Genomic DNA, 24,044 nt, shown 5'->3' with positions numbered 1-24,044 from the left:
TATGTAGAGGCTTGTAATGAAGAGGGGCTGGGGGAAGAGTGAAAAAAACAACAAAAAAGCAACTGCCGAGGAAATCTCGAACAGTTGCTTTTTTGTTGTGATGCAACGATTAACGGTTGTAGAACTCGACGATTTGTTTTTCATCGATGTCTTGGGACAATTCAGCACGCTCAGGCAAGCGGATGAATTTACCTTCTACAGCTGCATCGTTGTATTCAACGTATGCTGGAAGATGCGAACGGTTTTCCAAAGCTTCCTTAACGGAAGTCAGACCGCGGCTTCTTTCACGCAAGCCGATTACATCGCCAGTGCTTACTTGGTAAGAAGCGATATCGACTTTTTTGCCGTTTACAGTTACGTGACCGTGTGCTACCAATTGACGCGCTCCAGCGCGGGAGTTAGCAAAGCCAAGACGGTAAACGAGGTTGTCAAGGCGGCACTCAAGCAAGAACATGAAGTTCTCACCGGCAATACCTTGCATTTTTTGCGCTTTGGAGAACAATGTGCGGAATTGTTTTTCACCCAAACCGTACATGTGGCGCAATTTTTGTTTTTCTTGCAACTGCATACCGTAGTTGCTCATTTTTCTGCGTTGGTTAGCTCCGTGCTGACCTGGAGGGAAAGGGCGTTTCAATTCTTTGCCTGTTCCGCTCAGGGAAATGCCGAGGCGACGGCTTAATTTAAATTTAGGACCAGTGTAACGTGCCATGTTTAAAGTAGCTCCTTTTTAGTTAAAGTTCATATAGGGCTCTGTTTGCGCTCCAATTTGTTGATGCGGGCTTGGCCTCGCATAGAACGATCAGGAAAGTTCAGCCGCTGTCCTGAAAGCAACAAAAAGAATGAGGGTGACACAACCGGTAATGCCCAAATTTAAAGACCGTATTAGTAGTCTTCATCAACAATTTATTCTACATTCTGAAAGGAGTAAAGTCAAGCAATACATAAAGCCAGAAAAACGTCTAAATTTGTCGATAGGTCATTAGGCCTAAAATAATGGGACAATTTTCTGAAATATGAGTGCAAAAAAGCTTCAAACAGAGTAAAATAGATGGTATCTTAACTTTAAACAATCTTATGTATCAAGGTTTTCGCTAATATTTTGCAGATTTGCGATAATTGATGCAGATTAATGCATCCCCCAGGATGCAAAAACGGTGCAAAGGAGCGCCTGACATGTTGGAACATCTAAGAAGTTTACCTACCAGTCTGAAGTTGCGAAGCGCGGGCGATTCCACATCGTTTACAGTGCTTCCATCTCATGATGACCATGCGTTGTGGATGCAAAAAATGGATATCACACCTTTTGACTTCTCATATTTAAGCAGTTTATTAGGACAAGCCTTCACGGATTGGACAAACCAGAAAGATTCTGTGCCAAGTGGGCCAATTGCTGCATACAGTGTTTGGAATACGGAAGGAGAGTGCATAGGAGAGGACTCCGGCCAGATTACCGATTCGGATATCAATGTACGTTCGATGGTTTTGGAGTGTGCTGAAAAGGAACAGACGTTATCTAGACGCGGAATTAGTAAACATGGGGAGTATCTGCTGATTGCCGAGCCTCTGTTTTCAAGAATCAATAAAGATATATTTGCTGTGTTTGTTGCGCTGGTCTTTGAATCCCACCGATCCGAAACGTCAGAAGCTGTGGTTCGATCTGAGGCATTGCATTACCACACCTGCTTTTACCGAAGATTTGAATACATATTTATGACGGACTTGTTGCACTCACATGAACAAACCGCTCGGGAGGAACACCGAAGATCCATTCTTTTTCAGATCGTACAGCGTATGCATGACAAAATGGATGTCGGGGCGATATTGGACGAAGTATTTGTCAGTATGGACTACCTCTATCCTTCCACACACATTATGCTCTATATGTCTCAGGACCAGAGAAGTTTTAATCCTCGTATTAAACCACTACTTATTCAAGAGCGTGGAGAAGATATCTGTGTGCGCTCATTCATGGAGGGTAGACTGATCGTCTCCCGGTCTGATGAGTTGGACAAACGAATCATTGAGGTGGGGTTGCCGCTCAAAGGCAAACAGGGCATATACGGAGTATTTCATATCGAAATGAACGAGGAATTGATGGAAGACTCCGATTTACAACTGATTGCCATGATGGCGGATACAGCAGGGACAGCTTTCGAAAATGCAAAACTTCATGAGCAATCCCATATGTTGATTCAGGAACTTCGTGTAATCAATGATCTGACGCAGCGCCTTAACAAAAGCTTGCAATTGATGGAAATCTATCAGTTTTCTGAGCAAGAATTTAAAAACATCTTTCAGGCCGACTTTTGCTGCATTTTGCAATTAAATGACAGTACGAACAGGTTTGAGGTGATGGCGACCAATGTAAAAGAGATTCGGCAGAGAACGTATCCTATGGATTCTGGCATTGCGGGTTACATGTATCAGACTGAAGAGCCATTAATTATATCTGACTATACGCAGTTTGATAAGGTAACTTCCAGTTTCATGGAATTAACAGGCGCGATGTCTCTGATTGCAGCACCAATTCGCGTGGATGGACAGGTGAAGAGTGCTATTCTGCTTGCCCATGTGCGGGAACATTTTTTCTCCTATGAGAACTACAGGTTGCTACAAATGTTATCGATTCATCTGGGTCTTGCTCTAACCAATGCCACCCTGCATGCTGAGGTGCGCCGGTTGGCCAATCTGGACATGTTGACCGGACTGTACGTAAGGCATTACCTGGACAATATTATTCACGAACGTCAGGCTCATGATTACTGCGGCTCATTGGTTGTCGTGGATATCGATCAGTTCAAACAGGTGAATGATACCTTTGGGCATCAAACCGGGGATCAAGTATTAAAACAAGTCAGTGACATTGTTACAAGTTCGGTTCGACCCGAGGATATTTGCGCAAGGTGGGGCGGTGAAGAACTGGCTATCTACATGCCTCAGATCGGCATTCAACAAGCGCTTGTGTATGCGGAACGAATCCGTACCCGAGTTGAGGCCGAGACGAGGCCGTCTGTTACGGTGTCAAGTGGCATTGCTGAATGGAACTGGATGGATGAGAAAGTAAGTGTAGAGTCCCTGTTTTACCGTGCAGATATGGCGCTGTACAGTGCAAAGAACGGGGGCCGGAATCGAATTGTCATAGAGGAACAGGAAGGTATACGATGAGAGAGACATTCCGGTTGCGGAGTCGTTTCTCTCTTTTTTTGAACGGGTATGTGGATGAAAGTCCGTGTGGTTTGTCTGGTCGCATAGTAAGGAAGTATAAGCACATATTGTGAGGGCAATCTATGGAGAAAATGACTGAAAGGTGGAATAGACATGTTGAACCGCCAGTCTACGTTTTCTTTATCGCTAATCCTTTGCCTTGTGCTAGCCATTGTTCCGGGGTGCGGGATGCTCCAGCATGATCGGACGCCTGAAGAAATATTTTCTCTGGCATTATCCGGCATAGCGGGGAAAGAGTCGTTGACGTTTGAAGGACAGGCTGGATTGAGACGAGAAAACAGTGGAATGTTTGAAAATCAATTTAAATTTGAAGGCAAGCTGGAAGACCATGACCGGCTGACGTTGCAGACCCGATTACCAGGCGCAGTGACTGCGGCGGATTCAGGAATAAGTTTGAATGCGGTGAAAAATAATGGTCAACCTAGCGGATTCAGTGCCTCTTTTCAACGTAAAAAAGGACAATGGAATTCTTTAACGGCTCAGCATGAACCATTACGTGGCTCCTTATCTCGTTTTAACCCCATTGCGCAATTAGAAAAGATCGATAGTATGAAAAAAACAATTCAATCCGAATATGGCTCAGGCCGCCAAACACGTATATTGCGGATAGAGCTTGCGCCAGAGGACGCCAAAACCTGGGCTACAGACCAACTGACAGATGAGATGAATTCCATTCGGGCAGAGTACATGCACAAGGCGAGTCAAGTGAAAGGTGCGAGTAAGCAGAAACTTGAGCAGGAATTGCAAAAGGTATGGCAGCAGGGTGAGGACACGATGCAGAAGTTGATTCAAAAGGCTGAGGTGCATACGGTCTATCATCTGACGGTTGATCGCAAAACCAGCTTACCGATGCGCCTTTCCTCTGAGAGTCAGGTGAAATACACGGATAACAGTAGCCGAAGCAATGTAGAAGCACTGGTAACCGATGTGAACTTTAAATCATATCAATAAATAAAACCTGTGACTGCCTGCTGACGGGATGTCTGGTGCGTGCTACAATAGTAACGTAATTTACCGTTGTTCAATTCATTGAATGGCAGATGACAGGAGGATTTATCGAATGAAGGACCCTAGAATTCAGAAGCTTGCAGCGAACCTCGTAGGTTATTCTGTTGATGTACAGCCTGGCGAAAATGTATTGGTTGAGATGATTGGATCAGAACGTGATTTGATCAATGCCATTATTGAAGAAGTGGGCAAAAAAGGCGGTAACGTTTTTGTACAGTTGACAGATCGAACCGTTCAGCGTGTGATGTTGCAAAATGCTACGGAAGAGATGATGAAAACGTGGGCAGAGATTGATTTGAACCGTATGAAACAAATGGATTGTTATATCGGCATCCGTGCGGGAGAGAACGTGAATGATCTGTCCGATGTGCCGGAAGAAAAAATGAAACTGTACAACTCCCTGTATTCCCATCCGGTACATAGCGAACAGCGTGTCAAACATACAAAATGGGTGGTGCTTCGTTACCCTAACGCAAGCATGGCGCAACTCGCGAACACCAGCACGGAAGCATTTGAAGACTTCTATTTTGACGTATGTAACCTGGATTATGCAAAAATGGACAAAGCCCAAGACTCACTTGCAAGCCTCATGAAACGTACAGATAAAGTGCGGATTACGGGGCCAGGCACGGATCTGAGCTTCTCCATCAAAGATATCGGTGCAGAGAAGTGTTCCGGACAAAAAAATATTCCGGATGGTGAAGTATACAGCGCACCCGTACGCAACTCCGTTAATGGAACAATTAGTTATAATACACCGACGCTGTATAACGGAATTACGTTTGAGAATATCAAGTTTACATTCAAAGACGGTAAAATCGTAGAAGCATCCAGCAATGATACGAAACGCCTGAATGAAATTCTGGACTCAGATGAAGGTGCGCGTCATATCGGTGAGTTTGCGATTGGTTTCAACCCGCACATTCTGCACCCGATGAAAGATATTTTGTTTGATGAAAAAATTGCAGGTAGCCTGCACTTTACGCCAGGTCAGGCATATGAAGAAACAGATAACGGAAACCGCTCATCCATTCACTGGGATCTCGTATTGATTCAGCGTCCAGACTACGGCGGTGGCGAAATCTATTTCGATGATGTGCTGATTCGTAAAGATGGCATCTTTGTCATTCCTGAGCTGGAATGTTTGAATCCGGACCAGTTGAAATAGGAACTGCATTTTGCAGTTGCTAGGAAAGCGGATTCACGGTATCATGTAGTGGTAATTAATAGATGATACCAAAAGTGAAAAGACGGAGGGATTCCTATGTCGAGTAATAACGCGGCTGTAGTGGAAATTGCTCAAACAGCAGGCAAGTTTACTTCTTCAATCGTGCTTCATTCAGAGAACAAGTATATTGACGTAAAAAGTATTCTTGGGTTGTTTACAACGCTGATTAGCACGCACAGTTATGAACTGCACGTTCATGGCCCGGATGCAGATGAAGCGAAGGCAGCAATGTCTGAAGTATTTGCAAAGCATGGCCTGAATGTAAACATCGCATCTGAATAACATCATTTAAGAACACCTCTGCCTTCGGGCAGGGGTGTTTTTAATCATAGCAGAACACAATGTCCGTTAGAGTGAATTAGACAAAGCGAGAGAAGGCTGTAACAGAGCTCACAACTCGTGCGGTTATTTTGGTCAGGTTCTTGTATTAGCTCTTCATTTCGTCTAATATTAGAGGTAGAACGTCTTTACGCGATTTTGGGACATAGGGGGGAAATGATGCATGACTTCATCTGATCTGCAGGACCAGCTGAACCTGAAAGCAATCAATCTTCTTCAAGAAGATGCAGATAAAATACAGAAGCTTATTGAAGTACAGATGGAGAATCTGGCTACCCGCTACTGCCCTCTCTATGAGGAAGTATTGGATACACAGATGTATGGGTTCTCCAAGGAAGTTGATTTTGCTGTCCGTGCAGGACTCCTTCCAGAAGGTACAGGTAAGCAGATGGTTAGCGCGCTTGAGCGGAACTTGGCGATTTTATATGAAGCTTTGAACAAAAAGAATGAGCAATAGCCTGCAATCGCGCGGGTCAGAATAGAAGGCATGCACATTCCGTTGCATGCTTTTTTTGTATGTGTTGATGTATATGTCTAGTGTTGCAGTAGGCGTAAAAAGACAGCCGGGGAAGTAGTCCCTCGGCTGTCTCTTGATGTACGCAGGAGTGGTATAACGTTAATCAACAGTTCTGTTATACCAGGAAGAATGAGACACCTAGAATGACATACACAACAAGTAGAAGCAGACCTTCATACCAGTTGGTGGAGCCATCCTGTGTGATCGATTTGGCAATAAAAACAGACACACCGATGGCGACCAGTTCAATGGTGGTAAACACGATATCCATCGTACGACCCGTAAAATAGCTTACAAATATTAGCACTGGTGCTACGAATAGTGCGATTTGCAAACTGCTGCCTACGGCAATTTCAACAGCGGCACCAATTTTATTTTTCATCGCAAGCATGATGGCCGCACTGTGTTCGGCTGCATTACCGATAATGGCCACGAGGAAAGCACCAACGAACAGCTCACTTAGTCCAAACTCTGAAGTAAATACCTCAAGTGTGCCAACCAGCCATTCACTGACAAAGGCGACCATAACGGTAGCGATCACGAGATAGAGGATCGACTTTTTCTTCGACCATGCAGGAGCATGCTCATGAGGCAATTCTTCGTCCTGGTCATCCGTTACATCGGCAAGATAGCTTTTATGCGTGACCATAGAGAAGATAAGCCACGCAATATAAGCCAGGATAAGCAAGCCAGCCACAATGAGACTGAGTGTATTCGTATCCCGCTGTGTGATAGAGTGGGTGTTCAGGAATACGGCCGGGACGAACAGGGCAATGATGGCAACGATCATCAGGGAGCCGTTGAGCCCCGCAAGCGAAACGTTGTAATTCTGTGTTTTATACTTTAGTCCGCCGGCAAAAATGCTGAGTCCCAGTACGAGTAGCAGATTACCGATAATGGACCCGGTCAGACTGGCTTTGACCATGTCGAACAAGCCCTCTTTTACGAGGAAAATCGCAATAATGAGTTCGGCTGCATTGCCAAAGGTTGCATTTAGGAATCCACCTAGTCGTTGACCGGCATAGTGAGCTACACTTTCGGTCGCTTTACCTAAAAAACCGGCCACAAAAATAACCGAAATGGCAGATATCACGAACTGCAGAATCGAATCCCATTTCAAGAAGTGGGCGATGGCACTGAGCGCAAAAAATGCAATCAGCAAAAAGGATGAAATCCGGTTTCTCACAAAAAACACCTCGGTTATATACATATTTTGTTTTGAAATTCACGTTATGTACCTATGCGATTAATTTCATATTTCAATATAACCAAAGGGGGGCAGGTTGTAAACGCATCTTTTACAGTTAAATTTGCTTTTTAGGGTGGAAAGGATTTAAAATACGAGTAACGAAGTGAAGGAGGATGTGGCATGGCAGAACAACTTCAAATGGAGAGCGGAAACATCCGGATTGCCGATGACGTGGTTGCGAAAATTGCTGGAATGGCTGCAATGGAAACGCCTGGAATCGCCGCAATGTCTGGAGGTTTGTCAGAGGGCTGGGCGAAGCGTCTCAGTGGTAAAAACGTACAGAAAGGCGTAGGCGTGGAAGTCGGTCAGCTGGAAGCAGCCATTGATCTGCGTATCATCGTCCTGTATGAAACTCCGATTCATGAAGTTTCCCGTATGCTCCAGCAGAATGTAAGAGAAGCGGTAGAAACGATGACCGGACTACGTGTAGTCGAAGTGAATGTGAAGGTTGAAGGTGTCTCTTTCAAAGGCGACGACCTGTAAATCTTTAGACTCCACGTAAGGTATGAACAAATCTATGTTTTGTTCCTTATCTTTATACAAAAAAAACACAAAAAAGACTTTGCATCCATCAGATGCAAAGTCTTTTTTCATTCCATTAGCGAACTCGGCGAATCGAATCCCGTGAACGAAGTGCCGGGGAGGTGCGTGTCTGCACCGTTACCGATTTCGTTTTTTGTTCCTTAATTGCTTCTAGGTTATTGGTCCGTGAAATACTTAGCACAATCCCCATCGCCACCATCATGACAAAGAGTGAGGTCCCCCCATAACTGATAAACGGAAGTGTAACCCCCGTTACAGGTATCGTTTGAGTTACCCCGCCAATGTTGATGAAGGCCTGGATCGCGATAAGCCCCATGATACCTATACCCACCAGCGTTCCGAAAGGATCAGGACAACGTAGGGAGACGATAATGCCTCTCCAGATAAAGTACAGATAAATGAGCAGGAACAATGCACTCCCGATGAAACCGAGCTCTTCTCCGATGACGGAAAAAATAAAGTCATTATAGGCATTTGGCAAATAATGCAACTTCATGGTGCCTTGTCCAATACCCGAACCTGTAATACCGCCGTCCCCGATGGCAACCAGAGAACGGTAGAGGTTGAGACTTCCGCCATTGATATCAGACTCTGGATTAAGGAAGGCTTGAATACGTCCAATTTTGTAGTTTTGCTCTGCTGTCACTGTTGTTGTGCTGTCCAGCGCTGGAGTGTCCGGAGACATGGAGGAAAAGAGGGCACTGGCTCCAAAGGCAAGTGCACCACCAAGCGCAACCAATAAAATAGAACCCAGGATGTGCTTCATGTTAGCTCCACCAGCGTAAATGACAAGACCGCAGGTAGATACCAGAATGAAACAGGTACCAAAGTCAGGTTGCAACATGATCAATCCTGCAATAAATCCGACGATGAACAGGACAGGAAAATATCCGGTCTTGAAATCACGGAAACGTTCACCTTTTTTGGTGATGAGTGCTGACAAATATAAAATAATTGCAATTTTGGCGAACTCTGCAGGCTGCAAACTGAATCCAAACACGCGAATCCAGCTTCTTGCACCATTTAACACGGCACCGGATACCAAGACAACTAAGAGTAGTGCGGTGGTGAACAGGAAAAACGGTGCATAGAGCTTTTTGTACTTGTTAAAGCGGATATTCATGGCAAAAAACATGCCAACCAGACCGATCATCGCCCACATAAGTTGTTTTTTCGTGAAGTAAAGGGCATCGTTGTTAAAACTTTCGCTTGCGATTGCGATGCTGGAACTGGAGCTGAATACCATCACCAGTCCAAAGCCCACCAACAATAAAGTGAGGATTAGCAGTTGAAAATCCGGCGTGCCTCTCTTCGTTCTCGTCTGGGCCGTTTGTTGTTTCATAATCTGGCCCGCCTAAGCTTCGAGCAGTTCTTTGAGCTGCTGCAATTTTTGGGTGGCCAGCTTCACGACTGGCTGAGGAACGGAAGAGTCGTAATCAAGTCCATGCGGGAAAGTAGCTTTGCCCAGATAAACGGCTTCAACGGCCAGAACCGTATCGGGTTTCTCCAGTTTGCCTTCTACCGCGCGCGTATTAATGCGTACAAAGTATTCTGAGTTGGTTTGTTCATCTTCGATTTTGTAGTCATATGTAGCACGGTAATATTCCCATTGCCACCGGACGAATCCGACTTTCTCGGCGCTCTCATCCAGGTATGCCAAGTCGCTTTTCAAGCCATCCAAGCCTGTATTCTCAAAAATCATAAGCGTTTGATCCTCCTCATAAGCTTCCGAGTATAATTCTCGTGTGTTTCTCTAGTTCATGATAGTATGTTTCCCCTTCCCGTGCAAGCTTTCCAAAGGCCTTTCGTATCGGTTTTCGTTCAATTCTGCTACAATATACTGCAATAGGTTTGAAGAGGAAGGTTTGGGGCTATGAACAAGCCCTGCTGATGATCGAAAGGATGGGGTTACATGACAAATCAAATATGGTGGGAAGATCTGCAGATCCATATGGTGGAATGGCGGCGTCACCTTCATCGCAATCCTGAAGTTTCCTTTCATGAGGAGAAAACATCCTCTTTTGTGGCAGATATGCTGGAGAGCTTTGGCATTGAGGTGAAACGTCATATAGGTGGCCATGGGGTGATTGGAATACTACGCGGGGACAGGTCAGGGCCTGTAGTCATGCTTCGCGCTGACATGGATGCATTGCCGATGCAGGACGAGAAGGATGTGGAATACGCTTCACAGCAACCTGGAGCGATGCATGCTTGCGGCCACGATGGTCATATTTCAATGCTTCTGGGAACCGCGCTTTATTTCAGTCGTCATAAGCAGGAAGTGCAGGGCGAGATTCGGTTTCTGTTCCAGCCAGCGGAAGAGTTGTTGCCGGGTGGTGCAGTTCAGGTCATAGCAGACGGAGCACTTGAAGGCGTAGACGTTATCTATGGCATTCATCTATGGACACCGCTTCCCGTTGGCATTGTTGCAAGCACAGCAGGACCGATGATGGCTGCGGCAGATGACTTTTACATTGATATCAAAGGAAAAGGCGGTCACGGCGGCATGCCGCAAGCTACCGTTGATAGTGTCGTTGCGGGCTCTGCGCTTGTGATGCAACTTCAGACTATCGTTAGCCGGTCCGTTGATCCGTTGCGCCCGGCAGTACTAACGATTGGCACGATGCAGGCGGGTTCTGCGCAGAATGTGATTGCGGAGCAGTGCAAGCTCAGCGGCACGGTACGAACATTTGATGAAGAGACACGGACGAATATGAAAGAGCGTGTGCTATCTATGGTGGCACAAACTGGGGCTGCCTATGGTGCGGAGACACAGGTGAAATACATCATGGGGTATCCGCCGGTGGTTAATGATGCGCAGGAGACTGAACGTTTCTTTAATGAAGCAACGGCGATATTTGGCCCAGACCGGGTGCAGAACTCTCCGATGCTGATGCCTGCAGAGGACTTTGCGTATTATTTGCAAAAGTTGCCGGGGTGCTTCATGTTTGTCGGTGCGGGTAATCCGGAGAAAAATGCGGTGTACCCACATCACCATCCGATGTTTGATTTTGACGAGGACGCCATGCAGACGGGTGTGAAACTGTTTGTGGCCATGGCGAAGGGTTACGCAGCTGAATGCTGAGAACTGTAGTTGGGCATCCTGAACATACCAAGGTATGGACAGGATGCTTTTTTTGTTGTGAGAGAAATGAAGTTTGCGATCGGAGTGTACGAGTCAGATCTTTGTTTGAATGATATAGATTAGGAATGGATGTGGGAAAGATGGAGATGTTCAATCCGCAGGGAGCTTGCATTGTACAGCGTGATTTCACAGTATTGCTCGAAGTGGGGCATCCCGAGTTTGAAACAGCCAGAGCGGAGCTCAGTATGTACGCGGAACTCGTAAAGACACCTGCAACGTTTCATACCTACCGAATCACCCCGTTGTCGCTGTGGAATGCGGCAGCACTAGGCTGGAATTCAGAATGGGTGATCAAGTGTCTTGAGAAGGTGTCACGCTGGAATGTGCCTGCGGCTCTCACTCAGGATGTGTGCAGAATAATGGAGCAATACGGCAAATTAAAGTTACATGCTGAGCCGGATCATTCTAAAATGCGCCTGACTTGTGAAGACGAGCAATTGTTAGATGATTTGAGCGACATCAAATCGATATCTGCTTTCCGTATGGAACGAACGAGCGTGAACGAGCTTGTGTTATCGGGAGAAAAGCGTGGTTTATTGAAGAGGGAACTGACACGTCTTGGTTACCCTGTATTGGATTATGCCGGTTATCGGAAAGGGAGCGAACTTTCATTTGGCTGGCGGCCTAATATTACTGAATCAACGACTAGTATGTCTAGTAGATGCGGTGAGGGAAAAAGAGCTACATTTGCGCTGCGACCTTATCAGCAGAAGGCAGTGGACGCTTTTCAAGATGGTGAAGGCGTCGGCGGTAGCGGACTACTGGTACTTCCCTGCGGAGCAGGCAAAACGATTATTGGCATGGCTGTGCTGGAACGGTTGCAATGTGAATGTCTTATTCTAACGTCCAATACAACGTCTGTCCGGCAGTGGATACAGGAAATTCAGGATAAAACAACGATAAATGCGGAACAGATCGGAGAGTATTCGGGGCAGAAAAAGCAGGTCAAACCGGTGACGGTGGCAACGTATCAAATTTTGACACATCGAAAATCTAAAGCTGCCGATTTCACTCACATTCATCTTTTACAAGAGAGAAAGTGGGGGCTGATCATCTATGATGAAGTGCATTTGTTGCCTGCTCCGGTGTTTCGGGCTACGGCAGACATTCAGGCTACTCGTCGTCTAGGTTTGACCGCCACGCTTGTTCGTGAAGATGGATGTGAACAGGATGTGTTCTCGTTGATCGGCCCCAAATTATATGATATGCCATGGAAAGAGCTGGAGCAGCAAGGCTGGATTGCAGAAGTGAAGTGTCAGGAAGTGAGGGTGCCCTTGTCTCCTGAATTAAGATCAACTTATGTGCAGGCCGAGGGTAAACATCAATTTCGCCTGGCAGCTGAAAATCCGGCAAAATTAAAGGTTGTAAAGCGTTTACTGGAACGACATCAAAATCTACCGACACTTGTCATTGGGCAGTACCTTGATCAGCTTGAGATGATTGCCCGGGAAATTGATGCACCTCTAATCTCTGGATCGATGCCACAACAGGAACGTATTCACTGGTTTTCTGCTTTTAGAAAGGGCGAAATTCGTACGATTGTTGTATCAAAGGTTGCCAATTTTGCCGTTGACTTGCCGGATGCTGCGGTGGCCCTCGAAATCTCTGGTAGTTTTGGTTCAAGGCAAGAAGAAGCCCAGCGACTTGGACGGATTCTGCGCCCCAAAGCAGGTGAGAACAAAGCTTATTTCTATGCACTGGTTTCCGAAAATAGCAAGGAACAGGAATTTGCGTTAAATCGCCAAATGTTTTTGGTAGAGCAGGGTTACGAATATGCGATTGTGCATGAGCAGGACAAGGTTCATTAACATGTTGCAGAAGGGAAGTGAAATGCTGATGTCTGGTCTGGAGTTTGAAGTGGAGAAATCGATGAAATCGAAAAAGTTGGCTGGTCTGGCACTTTGGTCTGCACTTACGTCAGCGGAGCAACGGGTGCTTGGTGCTCTTTTTCACAAATATGCGGGTCAAACGTTCTCTTCTCTTCTGCCTTCGGAGGTTTGGGCTAAGGAAGGATTAAGTGGAGCTGAAGCGAAGCTTGCTTTTGCCATGTTGCGCCGTAAACAATGGATTAAATCCGTACATAAAAGCTGGGGAGAATGCTCTTTTCATATCCCCGAATGTCATCTGGCAACATTGACCTTATCGTATATAAGTCGCGTGGACCGCATTGTTGAACCGATGGTCGGTTCTGTCAGGCGTGTCATTAAGGAAGGAAAACCGCATATCGCAGGAGAATTACTTCATCTTCTTGCTTGGATTGATAGAGAAGGTCTGCCTGTCACTGGAAAAGGTACAATACATAAGAGAACGGTACAAAAGTTAAGCACATTAACGATCATGTCTCCAGAGGATTTCGAACCGTTGGAGATTGCGTATGATCATAAGGCATTATACCCGGTGCATGTAGTTATTTTGCTGGATTTACTGCTCTGCTTAAACTTGGTGCAACAAACAGATAGAGGTTTCGAAATCAGGCAAGATAAATTGCAACAGTGGATCAAGTTGTCCTGGTTCGAGATGCATGGTGAAGTGTTTAGAATATGCATTGAGCGATATGGGGCGTCCGGATCAGAGATGCAACATTCTCGCTATCAGCTCGCGGTACTTACGCCTGGAGTGAATCAATGGTTCCGTGTACTGTGCGGAGGAGGTAATTCAGGGTTTCAAGGCTGGTTGCATGCTTTAGCTGGCTGGGGGTTTGGTGAAGTCGGTGAGAATGAGAATGGGGAGGCTGCATTTCGCTGGTTGATCGATCCAGCCGATTTCTTGAATAGGAGAGTGGGAGCAAATGGGGATGTTCATCATTTAGATAGGCTACACGAGCAGGAAGTGATACAATACGGCAAATTTTATGTGCAACCCGACTTTGAAGTTATGGTGCCGCCGGATGTGCCAGCTGAAGTCTGCTGGAGACTCGAACAATACTGTGAACGGATCACACGTGACCAGATGTCAATCTATCGTTTGACCAAAGAGCGAATGAAAATCGCTGCTGCGAGTGGAGTGAAGTGGGAAGACATCGCTGATTTTTTACAGAGACATGGACAAGGGGAGTTGCCCCACCAAGTAATTGTTACGTTAAAGGACTGGACAACAGTCGGGGAGAATATTCAAGATAAGCAAGATAATCTGGTGGTTGCTGAGAATACGGATCAGCCTGAACAGCGCAAAAGGGAGAGAAACAAAGGACCGACGCGGAATTCCCCTTTCTTTTACAACGATGAGAATCAAGGCTTATTGCAATTACCATTTACGCCTGATATGACGGTAGACTACGATGAGGATGGGTCTGACTATGATGCGATTGAAAAATCGGCATGGAACGAGAGGAAGGCTGATGTACCTGAGACTTGGCACAGGGAATGGAGAAAGTATCACCTGTCGACGGAGCGCCAAATTGCAATGCAAGCCATCGAATGGCAAGTGAAACTAGGAATTCAAAAGGGGAAGGATGCGTTTGTTCTTATTCCGCATCAGGTGAAAGAGCAAGAGCGATGGATACTGGAAGGATGGTGCATCCTTGATCCGCACGAAACTGCATCGCGTACGGAATGGCGAACATTTACCCCGGAAGACTGGGATGCAATGCGTCTTATTCTACCGGATGATGTCTAGTTTAGTGGAAAAACTCTTCTTAACCTTTCATGGATATGCTATGATGAAGAAGTCTACGTTAAGTAGAACTTTATATATAGATAGGATGAATAATTCATGAGCGTAGCGGAAATAAACACGGTCGATATGGCCCAAGTGTTAACGGGCGCATATGAACTGGGCGACATGATTAACCAATCTGCCGAAGTATCGGATTATTTATATTGGAAGCAGCAAGTCGAAACAAGTTCTGAGATTCAAGAGGGCATCCGCAGATTAAATGCCAAGAAAGAGCTTTTTGAAGAAACACAGCGTTTTGGCCATTTTCATCCTGACTTTCATGCAGCGAAGGATCAGGTGAAAGCGATCGAGAAGGAACTGGAATCTTTTGAAGCTGTAGCTCGTTTCAAACAGGCTGAGCAAGCTTTGGATGAGATGCTGTTTCAGATGTCCGAAACCATTGCTTTTGCTGTATCGAGCACGATTAAAGTGCCAAGCAACGATCCTAATCCTAAAGGCGGCTGTGGTAGCGGCGGCAAATGTGGATGCAGTTAAACTTGAAGACCGTTACATTATAGTTTTTTAGAATTTGAACAGACCGGGCCTTTCGAGGGCCGGTCTCCATTTATAGAAGGGCGGGGAACGATGGTGTTTGCGGAAAGAACAGGATTTATTATTTGGGTCAGTGATTTGAAAGCGGCCCGCAATCTCGAAAAATATGGTACCGTGCATTATATCTCCCGCCGTATGCATTATGTTGTCATGTATGTTAATGCAGAACGGGCTGACGATACGATGAAAAACGTAAAGCGGCTTTCCTATGTGCGCAAAATCGAGCGCTCCTATCGAAACGAGATTAAAACCGAGTATGCTAGCAAAACGGCGGACAAAACAAGTTTTTACGGAGTATAGCAGGAAACATAGGAGGGACCCACTGGGTCGCTCTTTTCTAAAATAAGCATAAATAGATTTTTGCGAAAAAAAGTTACACTTACGCCTTGTTGTTACGGGACTAATGTTGTAATATATTGGGTAATAAATAGATAGAAAGTCCTATCTGGTGGAGAGTGATTCCCATGCGTGATAAGGTGATGCAACGTTGGAGCACCTACGAGCCGTTTTTTGTGGCTCTCGGAGACAAGAAAGTGGCTGACATCGTCATTACCCATCATGCAAAGATGCGGTATGCAGACCGTATTGAGCCTGCACGTAGTGATGATGACCATATTGCGGCTTGGTTATGGGAGTGTCTGAAGCAGGACAGGGTAACGCCATATTACCGCAATGAGCAGGATGTTTATCTGATTGACGATGATCTGGTGGTGGTTGCTGAGTTTTCCGAGCTTGAAGGAGAATATGACATTACAGGCAATCCGCTGCACAAAATGATTGTAGTGACGTTTTTGGGACGTATGTCGGAGACGATTGAACTGAGAGATCTGAAGTCATATTATTCTTGGCTGAGGCATTCCAGAAGAATGACGCTGGTCAAAAATAGCCGGAAGCATAGATGATGAAACAGATTTGAGATTGCAATCATAAAAATTTATGGATGAGAAGTGAAGAATCATTTGTACCAACGCATGCAGACAAGCTGCATGCTTTTTTTTGTTGCCAGACTGGAAATCGGATACAATATAGTAAGTGTAATAGAAGAGGGGCGAAGATATGAATTTTCATCAGTTGCACATTTTTTATACGGTAGCGGAAAAGGGGAGTTTTTCCGCAGCTGCGCAGGCGTTACATATGACTCAACCGGCCGTGACGATGCAGATTCAATCGCTGGAGGATTATTTTGGGACTAAACTGTTGCATCGTTCCACCAAAAAAATAGAATTGTCGGAGGCAGGAAGGACGTTACTGCCTCACGCCAAGCGAAGTGTGGAACTGGTTCGTCAGACAGATGAAGCCATGTCTGCTTTTACACAGAAATTGCAGGGAAGATTACAGCTTGGAGCAAGCCTGACCATTGGTGAATATGTTTTGCCACGTATGCTTGGGCCTTTTGCAAAGCAGTATCCCGATATCTCGATTGTGATGAAAGTGATGAATACCACCCAGATCATGGATGAGATTTTGAAGCACCAGTTGAATTTTGGATTAATTGAAGCACCGGTAAATCATCCGGATATGATCGTCGAACCTGTGATGCAGGACGAACTGAAACTGATTGTACCAGCAGGGCATGATCTGGCAGGACGGGGAAAAGTAAACTTGGAAGAGGTAATGAACTACCCTTTTGTGCTACGTGAGGAAGGTTCAGGTACTCGCCAAGTGATGGAAGGTCAACTGCAAAAGAAAAAAATAGATCCGAGTGACATGAATGTGGTTATGGAGCTTGGGAGTACAGGTGCGGTCAAATCGGCTGTAGAGGCTGGCGTGGGCATTACGATGTTGTCTCCTTCGTCCGTGCAGCATGAGCTGGCACTGGGGCTTGTACATATTGTGGATATTCGCGGTCTTGAATTCAAACGGCAGTTTTATGCCATTCATCTTAAGTCGTCTTTGTTGCCCTTGTCGGCTGTTGCCTTTTTGGGGTATTTGCGTCAACAGGAGCACGAGCAGGGAGAACGGGTTTAAGGATGAAAGGGCTGTAAAATTAATTTCAATCAGAAAGGAATGGGAGCCAATGGATCAGCATCAAGGACGCTGTGATCTTCATACGCATAGTCAGGCTTCAGATGGGATGCAACCACCGGCTGATAATGTGAAGCTTGCAAAACAGAGAGGACTGGCTGCGGTAGCCTTAACGGATCATGATACGGTAGCAGGTGTAGCCGAAGCGAAGCAAGCGGGAAAAGAGTACGGTATCGATGTTATAGCTGGAGTCGAAATCAGCACGCGGGCTGGTGGTAAAGATATTCATGTGCTCGGTTATTACGTGAATACGGAGGATGAGTTATTTCTGCAACGGTTGCGCGGATTGAGAGAAGCGCGGGAGGAACGGAATCATCTGATTATTGGCAAGCTCCAGCAACTAGGATTGGATATAAGCTGGCAGGAAGTACTGGATGGACTCGGACGACCGTTAGCGCCAGATGAGAGTATTGGTAGACCTCATATGGCTGATGTATTGGTGAAAAAGGGATACGCTACCGACATGCGAGATGCATTTAATCGATATCTTGCTGAAGGCAAGCCTGGCTTCGTATCTGTACCGCGAGTTACGCCTAAGGATGCTTGTGAGTGGATTAGAGCAGCGGGAGGTGCTGCGGTAATCGCACATCCAGGTCTTTATAATGATGATGAATTAGTACGCCGTATTATCACAGAATCCCTTCCGGATGGCATTGAAGTCTTTCATTCAGACCATGGCCCGGAAGAGGAACGTAGATATGCAGAGATGGCTAAAGCATATAATCTTATAGTGACCGGCGGATCAGATTACCATGGCGAACGACAAGGCGTTGTTTTTCATGGAGATCTGGGTAGCAAGACGGTACCTTTTGATGTGCTCGAAAGACTGCAGGCGGCTGCACACAGCAAGAGGTAACATCATTAGGATGTCTTTATCTTTAAATTGAATAGTTAACCCAATCGCCACGTTTAGCTCCAAGCCGATCGAATAATTGTTGCGCACGCTCGTTAGTCACGGCTGTAATCCAGGACATATATGCACATCCATGTTCATGCGTATATTGCTGACAGCATGCGAATAAATTGGCTTCGGTTTCTCCTTCTCTGAATGCTTCCGTGACAAAAAGGTCATTCATAATCGTTACACGCTCCGCTTTCATCGTACTGTACGTGAAAAACAATGTAGCGAATCCAATCAACTTTCCGTCCTCTTCTGCTACAAATTGAGTGCCGATCTGCTGCTCCAGCAGGTTGTTAATCAAAAGTTCGATTGCTTGGTCACCTGGCCACGGATTATTGTAGAAACCTACGACGTAGTCATGCATCAATGCTGTCAGTTGTTTCAGATCTTCCGAGCGAGTTTCTCTGATATGAATCGGCATAGTACACATCCTTCTTTTATGTATTCATTGAGTTAATACGGCGTTATTATACGTAATAGTGAATAAATATGCAATTGGAATTAAGAAATGGAGTGACATGTGTTACTCTTCTAAACATATATGATAACCAAAAAAAATCCCCTCGGCCTTAGCTGGCAGGAGATTTTTTGGTTATCGTTACATCTTATCCTATAAGATAAGTGGTAGCTTATCCATTTTTTATCGTGGATGGTAAGCTTTTAATTAATTCATCGTTTGGTGTTACAAACAGAGTTTTCTGATGGTCGTATATGACAAATCCGGGTTTTGCACCACTTGGTTTGCGAACGTGACGGATATACGTGTAATCCACAGGCACACTGCTTGATTCCTTCGCTTGGCTGAAATAAGCGGCGAGTTGAGCGGCTTCCTCCAGCGTAGCTTCACCAAAATCAGTGCTGCGAATAACGACATGGGAACCCGGAATGTCCTTCGTATGCAGCCAAGTATCATTAGCTGATGCCAGACGATTGGTCACATACTCGTTCTGTAGATTGTTTTTGCCGACCAGAATGTCAATTCCCTCTGATGAAGTGAACTGATGCACAGTTGGACGATCATTTTTCTTCTTTTTCTTGCCTTTTTTGTTCCGATCACGCAGATAACCTTGCTGTACAAGTTCGTCTCGAATTTCTTCGATATCGTTCATGGAGGCGATGGAGAGCTGCTGAAGCAGATTATCCAGATAGGCGATTTCATCCTTGGTTTTACCAAGTTGCTCGTGAATGACAGCCAGACTGTTTTTATATTTGTTATAACGTTTGAAGTAACGCTGAGCATTATCAGAAGGTGTGAGCAGTGGATCAAGCTGAATCGTAATGTTGCCCTGATCTTCATCGTAGAAGTTAATCAGCTCTACACTCTTATCACCCTTGTTGACCAAGTGCAGGGATGCGAATAACAACTCGCCCCATAGTCTGTACTTGTCCGCATCGTCGGCTTCAAGCAAGTCTTTGTTAAGATTATCGAGCTTTTTAATGTTTTTGCTACGCTCATTCTGCAGGAACCGGAGCAGATCGCTTACTCTTTGTTTAACGGTATCTCGCTCGGCCTTGTCCCCGTAGTAATCCTCCATACATTTGCTCATCGTATTGTACGTTTTTTCCTGATCCTGAATGCTCTCTAGTCGAATAGCGGAAAAGATCATTTTGCCTTTGGCGTTCAGCCCTGTTACAGGGGTGTACTGGTGTTCTTTGACAGATTCGATGACTGATTCAAAAGCAGTCCAAAGAGCTCCTGCCTCCATGCGATCTGAATCGGAACCTGTTCGCGTTGCAATCTCACCTGCAATCAGCGGACTCATCCCACTAAAAGCATTGACGAGCCAGCGTGAGGCGTCTGCTTTTGTTTCTATAACCGTTTTAGTTGTGTCCGTTTGTGATCCAGCTTCATTTTCGTCTGCATCTACATTTGCTGCAGTAGCAATCTTCTGCTCAAACTCGTTTTGGGATACCTCTAACGGATTGCTTTTATGTTGCTCTGGCGGTGCAGTATAGGAAAAACCAGGCATAACCACACGATAACTACTGATGGATGGTGTGACATGGTGAATCCCGTCCAATATCGCATCCGTCGCAGGATCAAGCAAAATGATGTTACTGTGACGTCCCATCAGTTCAATGATGATACGTTTGGCCGAAACATCGCCAAGCTCGTCCCGCTGACGTACATCGATATGAATGATCCGTTCCATTCCAATCTGACGGATATTCTCAATGATAGCCCCTTCGCAGTGTTTCCGCATCAGCATGCAAAACATCGGTGCCTCTGTCGGATTCAAAAATGTTTTCTCTGTAAAATGTACACGCGGATATGTCGGGCTTGCCGACACAAGCAGTTTGCTGTTACCGCGCTGAGCGCGCAGGGTAAGCACCACATCATGGCCGTTAGGCTGATGAATTTTGCTAATACGTCCTCCGATACAGCCTTGCAGCTCATGTACGATGGCTCGGGTTACAATACCGTCAAGTGCCATATTGTCCACTTCCTCTCTATCTGGCATCCGAATGAATTCATACAGAATGCCTCATCTATAACGGCTCACAGGCAACCGCAGCATATGTAATAACATTTGTTATAACGATGGCTGACTGCATTGTTCCAAATAACGGAGTTGAGCAGTAATCTACGCAGACCTTTATTTTAGCTTATTCTGCCCATGAGGGAAAGGATTCAGCTTCCGGGTGCTATTCACGGACCTGTCCGAATACATATAGAGCAGGTAGTTTGTCCGGCATAGTGTACAGCCTGCCCTAGCAGCATGCCGGTGAAACATGTGAGCTTGCATTGCAGATGAAATAGGATTGGGAGGGAATTTTGGAGCATGGAACATACCAAGTGGCACCAACTAAACGACGAAGAGCTTCGTGAAACTCTCGGCGTGAGCCCGCAGGAAGGGTTGACGGACGAAGCGGCAGCAGAGAAACGGAAGATTGCTGGTTCAAATGAACTGAGTGAAGGACAGCGAATATCCCCGATCACCCTGTTGCTGAATCAGTTTAAGGACTTCATGGTGTTAGTTCTCATGGGAGCGACGCTGGTATCCGGTTTACTTGGAGAGTATCTGGATGCAGTAACGATTGTGGCAATTATTGTATTGAATGCTATTTTGGGATTTGTACAGGAGTTCCGGGCAGAACGTTCTCTTCGGGCACTGAAGCAGTTGTCGGCTCCTGCCGCCAAAGTACTCAGGTCGGGACAGGAGGTACATCTTGCGGCCAAACAATTGGTACCGGGAGATGTTATCATGGTGGAAAGTGGTGACCGCATTCCTGCGGATGTGCGCTGGCTGGAAACCAACAGCCTCGATGTAGAGGAGTCGGCACTCACCGGAGAATCCGTGCCTGTCAGCAAACATTGCAGACCTATAGCTAGTGACGATGTTCCTTTAGGGGATCAAAAAAACATCGGTTTTATGGGCACTATGGTCACACGCGGTACAGCCAAGGGGGTTGTCATTCGGACGGGGATGGACACCGAGATGGGGAAAATCGCTGATCTGATCCAAAATACGGAGGAGCAGGAGACTCCGCTACAGCACAGACTCGAGCAGTTAGGCAAAATTCTGATCTTTGTTGCACTTGGATTAACGGTGATGGTCGTAGTCGCAGGTATCCTTCATGGACAACCCGCAGTAGGCATGTTCCTGGCAGGTGTCAGTCTCGCCGTGGCAGCCATACCGGAAGGATTGCCGGCTATCGTTACGATTGCGCTGGCGTTAGGTGTACAGCGGATGATCAAACGTAAGGCCATCGTACGTAAGCTGCCATCTGTAGAAACGTTAGGTTGCGCGTCGGTGATCTGCTCGGATAAGACAGGTACACTGACACAGAACAAAATGACGGTAACGAACGTGTGGCTTGAAGGGCGCAGCATTAAGGTGACTGGAGACGGTTATGCACCAGAAGGTCATATGTTGGAAAATGATCGAATACTCGACCTGAAAAATGACCAGTCCTTACGAAGAATGCTACAGATCAGTGCACTTTGTAACAATGCCAGTATTGTCGAGACGATTGTAAACGATCCAGCCAGCAAGAAAAAGAGTAAAGAGTCCAAAAAAGAGAGCAAGAAAGGCCGGAAGAACGGCCAGCAGGAGGAGGAGCAAGTTAGTGCTAACCAAGTGCTCTGGGAGTTAAAAGGGGACCCGACAGAGGGTGCACTGGTAGCCATGGCTTCTAAAATGGGTCTTACTCCTGCAGGACTCAAGGAATTATACGATCGAGAGCAGGAATTCCCGTTCGACTCCGAGCGAAAACGGATGTCTGTTATGATCAAACATCAAGGTGGGCGTATGGTGTATACCAAAGGAGCGCCTGATGTACTGATTGAGCATTGCAGTTACATTTTGTGGGAAGGCAAGGTGGTTCCGTTCACCGGCACACTGCGCCAGAAAGTGATGGCTGCCAACGAAAGTATGGCTGGTAACGCTCTGCGAGTTCTTGGTATGGCCTATCGTGAAGTCAAGCCGAAGGAACATGTGGCTGACGAGCATGCAGCTGAAAGCCAGCTTGTATTTGTTGGGCTTGCTGGCATGATCGATCCACCTCGCCGTGAAGTTCGTGATGCCATTGCGACATGCCGCAAAGCGGGCATCCGGACAGTGATGATCACGGGAGATCATGGAACAACAGCGGAAGCGATCGCTCATCAGCTGGGTATTCTCCCGCGCGGAGGAGCATCGTTAAGCGGGCAGCAACTGGCAGGCATGACGGATGAACAATTGGATAAAACGGTCAATGATATCTATGTGTTCTCCAGAGTCTCGCCTGAGCACAAATTGCGTATCGTCAAATCGTTGCAGCGCAAAGGACACGTTGTCGCGATGACTGGGGACGGCGTCAACGATGCGCCTGCGATCAAGGCTGCGGATATCGGGATTGCCATGGGCATCACGGGAACGGATGTGACGAAGGAAGCTTCATCTCTCATTTTGAGTGATGATAATTTCTCCACCATTGTGGCGGCTATTGAAGAAGGGCGTAACATCTATGAGAACATTCGCAAGTTTATCCGTTATTTGCTGGCTTCGAATGTCGGCGAGATTTTAACGATGTTCTTTGCCATGATGATGGGCTTGCCGTTGCCACTCGTGCCAATCCAGATTCTATGGGTAAACCTGGTGACCGATGGTTTGCCAGCGATGGCGCTCGGGGTGGATCAGGCGGAAAAAGATTTGATGGAGCACAAACCTCGCGGCGCAAAGGAAAATATTTTTGCACGCAGGCTGGGCTGGAAAATCATTAGTCGCGGTGTATTGATCGGACTATGTACGCTCGGTGCCTTCTGGTTGACACTTCAGGCCGCACCGGATCATCCTGGTCAGCTACTCAAAGCTCAGTCCGTCGCTTTTGCTACATTGGTGCTCGCCCAGTTGATTCATGTGTTTGACTGCCGAAGTTCCCGTTCGATCTTCCACCGCAATCCGTTGCAGAATAAATATCTCGTTCTGGCTGTTATCTCATCGGTTGTGCTGATGCTGGTGGTAATGTATGTGGAGCCGTTGCAACCCATCTTCAAAACGGTACCTCTCGGTCTGCGAGAATGGGCTATCTGTATCGTAGCCGCAGGCATTCCAACATTCCTTATGGGGGCTGGCAGTGTCTGGGGTGGTCGCCGGAATCGTCGCCGCATGGGCGGTCCTGGACGCTTCGTACCGAAAAGTACAAAGTTTTCAGCATAAAATCAATAGCTTTTAA

At 46.3% G+C, this 24,044-nt stretch carries 21 protein-coding genes; 15 read left to right on the top strand and 6 right to left on the bottom strand.

Features of this window, described 5'->3' with window-relative positions; genetic code table 11:
• Window positions 1-109: 109 nt before the first annotated feature.
• Window positions 110-709 carry a 30S ribosomal protein S4 gene (rpsD, locus tag BLQ13_RS21120; RefSeq protein WP_090923666.1) on the bottom strand — a complete coding sequence of 200 codons (600 nt, stop codon included), beginning with the start codon at window positions 707-709 and terminating at the stop codon, window positions 110-112.
• A 464-nt stretch (window positions 710-1,173) separates the two neighbouring features.
• Between rpsD and BLQ13_RS21115 the strand changes: the two genes are divergently transcribed.
• The 5 genes from BLQ13_RS21115 to BLQ13_RS21095 all read left to right on the top strand — a co-directional run bounded on the left by BLQ13_RS21115 (window position 1,174) and on the right by BLQ13_RS21095 (window position 6,257).
• On the top strand, window positions 1,174-3,165 hold the full coding sequence (locus BLQ13_RS21115) for a sensor domain-containing diguanylate cyclase (protein WP_090923665.1): 1,992 nt from the start codon (window positions 1,174-1,176) through the stop codon (window positions 3,163-3,165).
• Between the two features lie 153 nt (window positions 3,166-3,318).
• Window positions 3,319-4,176, top strand: coding sequence for a hypothetical protein (locus BLQ13_RS21110; protein WP_090923664.1), 858 nt, complete (start codon window positions 3,319-3,321; stop codon window positions 4,174-4,176).
• Between the two features lie 109 nt (window positions 4,177-4,285).
• Entirely contained in the window at window positions 4,286-5,401 is a 1,116-nt protein-coding gene (locus BLQ13_RS21105) for an aminopeptidase (protein ID WP_090923663.1), read from the top strand.
• Window positions 5,402-5,497: 96 nt separating this feature from the next.
• A complete protein-coding gene (locus tag BLQ13_RS21100; protein WP_090923662.1) occupies window positions 5,498-5,743 on the top strand; it encodes an HPr family phosphocarrier protein in 246 nt (81 codons plus the stop codon).
• A gap of 220 nt (window positions 5,744-5,963) precedes the next feature.
• Window positions 5,964-6,257 carry an Fpa/YlaN family protein gene (locus BLQ13_RS21095; RefSeq protein ID WP_090923661.1) on the top strand — a complete coding sequence of 98 codons (294 nt, stop codon included), beginning with the start codon at window positions 5,964-5,966 and terminating at the stop codon, window positions 6,255-6,257.
• Window positions 6,258-6,432: 175 nt separating this feature from the next.
• Here the strand turns inward: BLQ13_RS21095 and cax are convergent, their stop codons facing one another.
• Window positions 6,433-7,527 (bottom strand): calcium/proton exchanger, encoded by a 1,095-nt coding sequence (gene cax / locus BLQ13_RS21090; protein WP_260510923.1) that lies wholly within the window; start codon window positions 7,525-7,527, stop codon window positions 6,433-6,435.
• Window positions 7,528-7,686: 159 nt separating this feature from the next.
• Here cax and BLQ13_RS21085 point away from each other — a divergent pair, with 159 nt between their 5' ends.
• The gene (locus BLQ13_RS21085; protein WP_090923659.1) at window positions 7,687-8,049 is read left to right on the top strand and encodes an Asp23/Gls24 family envelope stress response protein; all 363 of its coding nucleotides are present in this window, start codon (window positions 7,687-7,689) and stop codon (window positions 8,047-8,049) included.
• A gap of 115 nt (window positions 8,050-8,164) precedes the next feature.
• Here BLQ13_RS21085 and ftsW read toward each other — a convergent pair whose 3' ends face one another.
• The gene (gene ftsW / locus BLQ13_RS21080; protein ID WP_090923658.1) at window positions 8,165-9,451 is read right to left on the bottom strand and encodes a putative lipid II flippase FtsW; all 1,287 of its coding nucleotides are present in this window, start codon (window positions 9,449-9,451) and stop codon (window positions 8,165-8,167) included.
• A 12-nt stretch (window positions 9,452-9,463) separates the two neighbouring features.
• Entirely contained in the window at window positions 9,464-9,811 is a 348-nt protein-coding gene (locus tag BLQ13_RS21075) for a YugN family protein (RefSeq protein WP_090923657.1), read from the bottom strand.
• Between the two features lie 210 nt (window positions 9,812-10,021).
• Between BLQ13_RS21075 and BLQ13_RS21070 the strand changes: the two genes are divergently transcribed.
• The 8 genes from BLQ13_RS21070 to BLQ13_RS21035 all read left to right on the top strand — a co-directional run bounded on the left by BLQ13_RS21070 (window position 10,022) and on the right by BLQ13_RS21035 (window position 18,341).
• Window positions 10,022-11,194: a M20 metallopeptidase family protein gene (locus tag BLQ13_RS21070; protein ID WP_090923656.1), complete on the top strand. Its 1,173-nt coding sequence runs from the start codon at window positions 10,022-10,024 to the stop codon at window positions 11,192-11,194.
• A gap of 140 nt (window positions 11,195-11,334) precedes the next feature.
• Window positions 11,335-13,062 (top strand): DNA repair helicase XPB, encoded by a 1,728-nt coding sequence (locus BLQ13_RS21065; RefSeq protein ID WP_420848954.1) that lies wholly within the window; start codon window positions 11,335-11,337, stop codon window positions 13,060-13,062.
• A gap of 22 nt (window positions 13,063-13,084) precedes the next feature.
• Entirely contained in the window at window positions 13,085-14,869 is a 1,785-nt protein-coding gene (locus tag BLQ13_RS21060; RefSeq protein ID WP_090923655.1) for a helicase-associated domain-containing protein, read from the top strand.
• Window positions 14,870-14,965: 96 nt separating this feature from the next.
• Window positions 14,966-15,403, top strand: coding sequence for a YlbF/YmcA family competence regulator (locus tag BLQ13_RS21055; protein ID WP_090923654.1), 438 nt, complete (start codon window positions 14,966-14,968; stop codon window positions 15,401-15,403).
• A gap of 93 nt (window positions 15,404-15,496) precedes the next feature.
• Window positions 15,497-15,760 carry a YlbG family protein gene (locus BLQ13_RS21050; protein WP_090923781.1) on the top strand — a complete coding sequence of 88 codons (264 nt, stop codon included), beginning with the start codon at window positions 15,497-15,499 and terminating at the stop codon, window positions 15,758-15,760.
• A gap of 164 nt (window positions 15,761-15,924) precedes the next feature.
• Window positions 15,925-16,362, top strand: coding sequence for a hypothetical protein (locus tag BLQ13_RS21045; RefSeq protein ID WP_090923653.1), 438 nt, complete (start codon window positions 15,925-15,927; stop codon window positions 16,360-16,362).
• A 154-nt stretch (window positions 16,363-16,516) separates the two neighbouring features.
• Window positions 16,517-17,428: a selenium metabolism-associated LysR family transcriptional regulator gene (locus tag BLQ13_RS21040; protein ID WP_090923652.1), complete on the top strand. Its 912-nt coding sequence runs from the start codon at window positions 16,517-16,519 to the stop codon at window positions 17,426-17,428.
• Between the two features lie 49 nt (window positions 17,429-17,477).
• Window positions 17,478-18,341 (top strand): PHP domain-containing protein, encoded by an 864-nt coding sequence (locus BLQ13_RS21035; RefSeq protein WP_090923651.1) that lies wholly within the window; start codon window positions 17,478-17,480, stop codon window positions 18,339-18,341.
• Between the two features lie 22 nt (window positions 18,342-18,363).
• Here the strand turns inward: BLQ13_RS21035 and BLQ13_RS21030 are convergent, their stop codons facing one another.
• Window positions 18,364-18,807, bottom strand: coding sequence for a GNAT family N-acetyltransferase (locus BLQ13_RS21030; RefSeq protein ID WP_090923650.1), 444 nt, complete (start codon window positions 18,805-18,807; stop codon window positions 18,364-18,366).
• 208 nt (window positions 18,808-19,015) lie between these two features.
• Window positions 19,016-20,821, bottom strand: a complete 1,806-nt coding sequence (locus tag BLQ13_RS21025; protein ID WP_090923649.1) for an Rqc2 family fibronectin-binding protein — start codon at window positions 20,819-20,821, stop codon at window positions 19,016-19,018.
• Between the two features lie 348 nt (window positions 20,822-21,169).
• Between BLQ13_RS21025 and BLQ13_RS21020 the strand changes: the two genes are divergently transcribed.
• On the top strand, window positions 21,170-24,028 hold the full coding sequence (locus tag BLQ13_RS21020) for a calcium-translocating P-type ATPase, SERCA-type (RefSeq protein WP_090923648.1): 2,859 nt from the start codon (window positions 21,170-21,172) through the stop codon (window positions 24,026-24,028).
• Window positions 24,029-24,044: the final 16 nt, after the last annotated feature.

This window comes from Paenibacillus polysaccharolyticus, from assembly GCF_900102085.1.
Lineage (GTDB): Bacteria > Bacillota > Bacilli > Paenibacillales > Paenibacillaceae > Paenibacillus > Paenibacillus polysaccharolyticus.
This window is presented reverse-complemented; position numbering and strand designations above follow the sequence as displayed.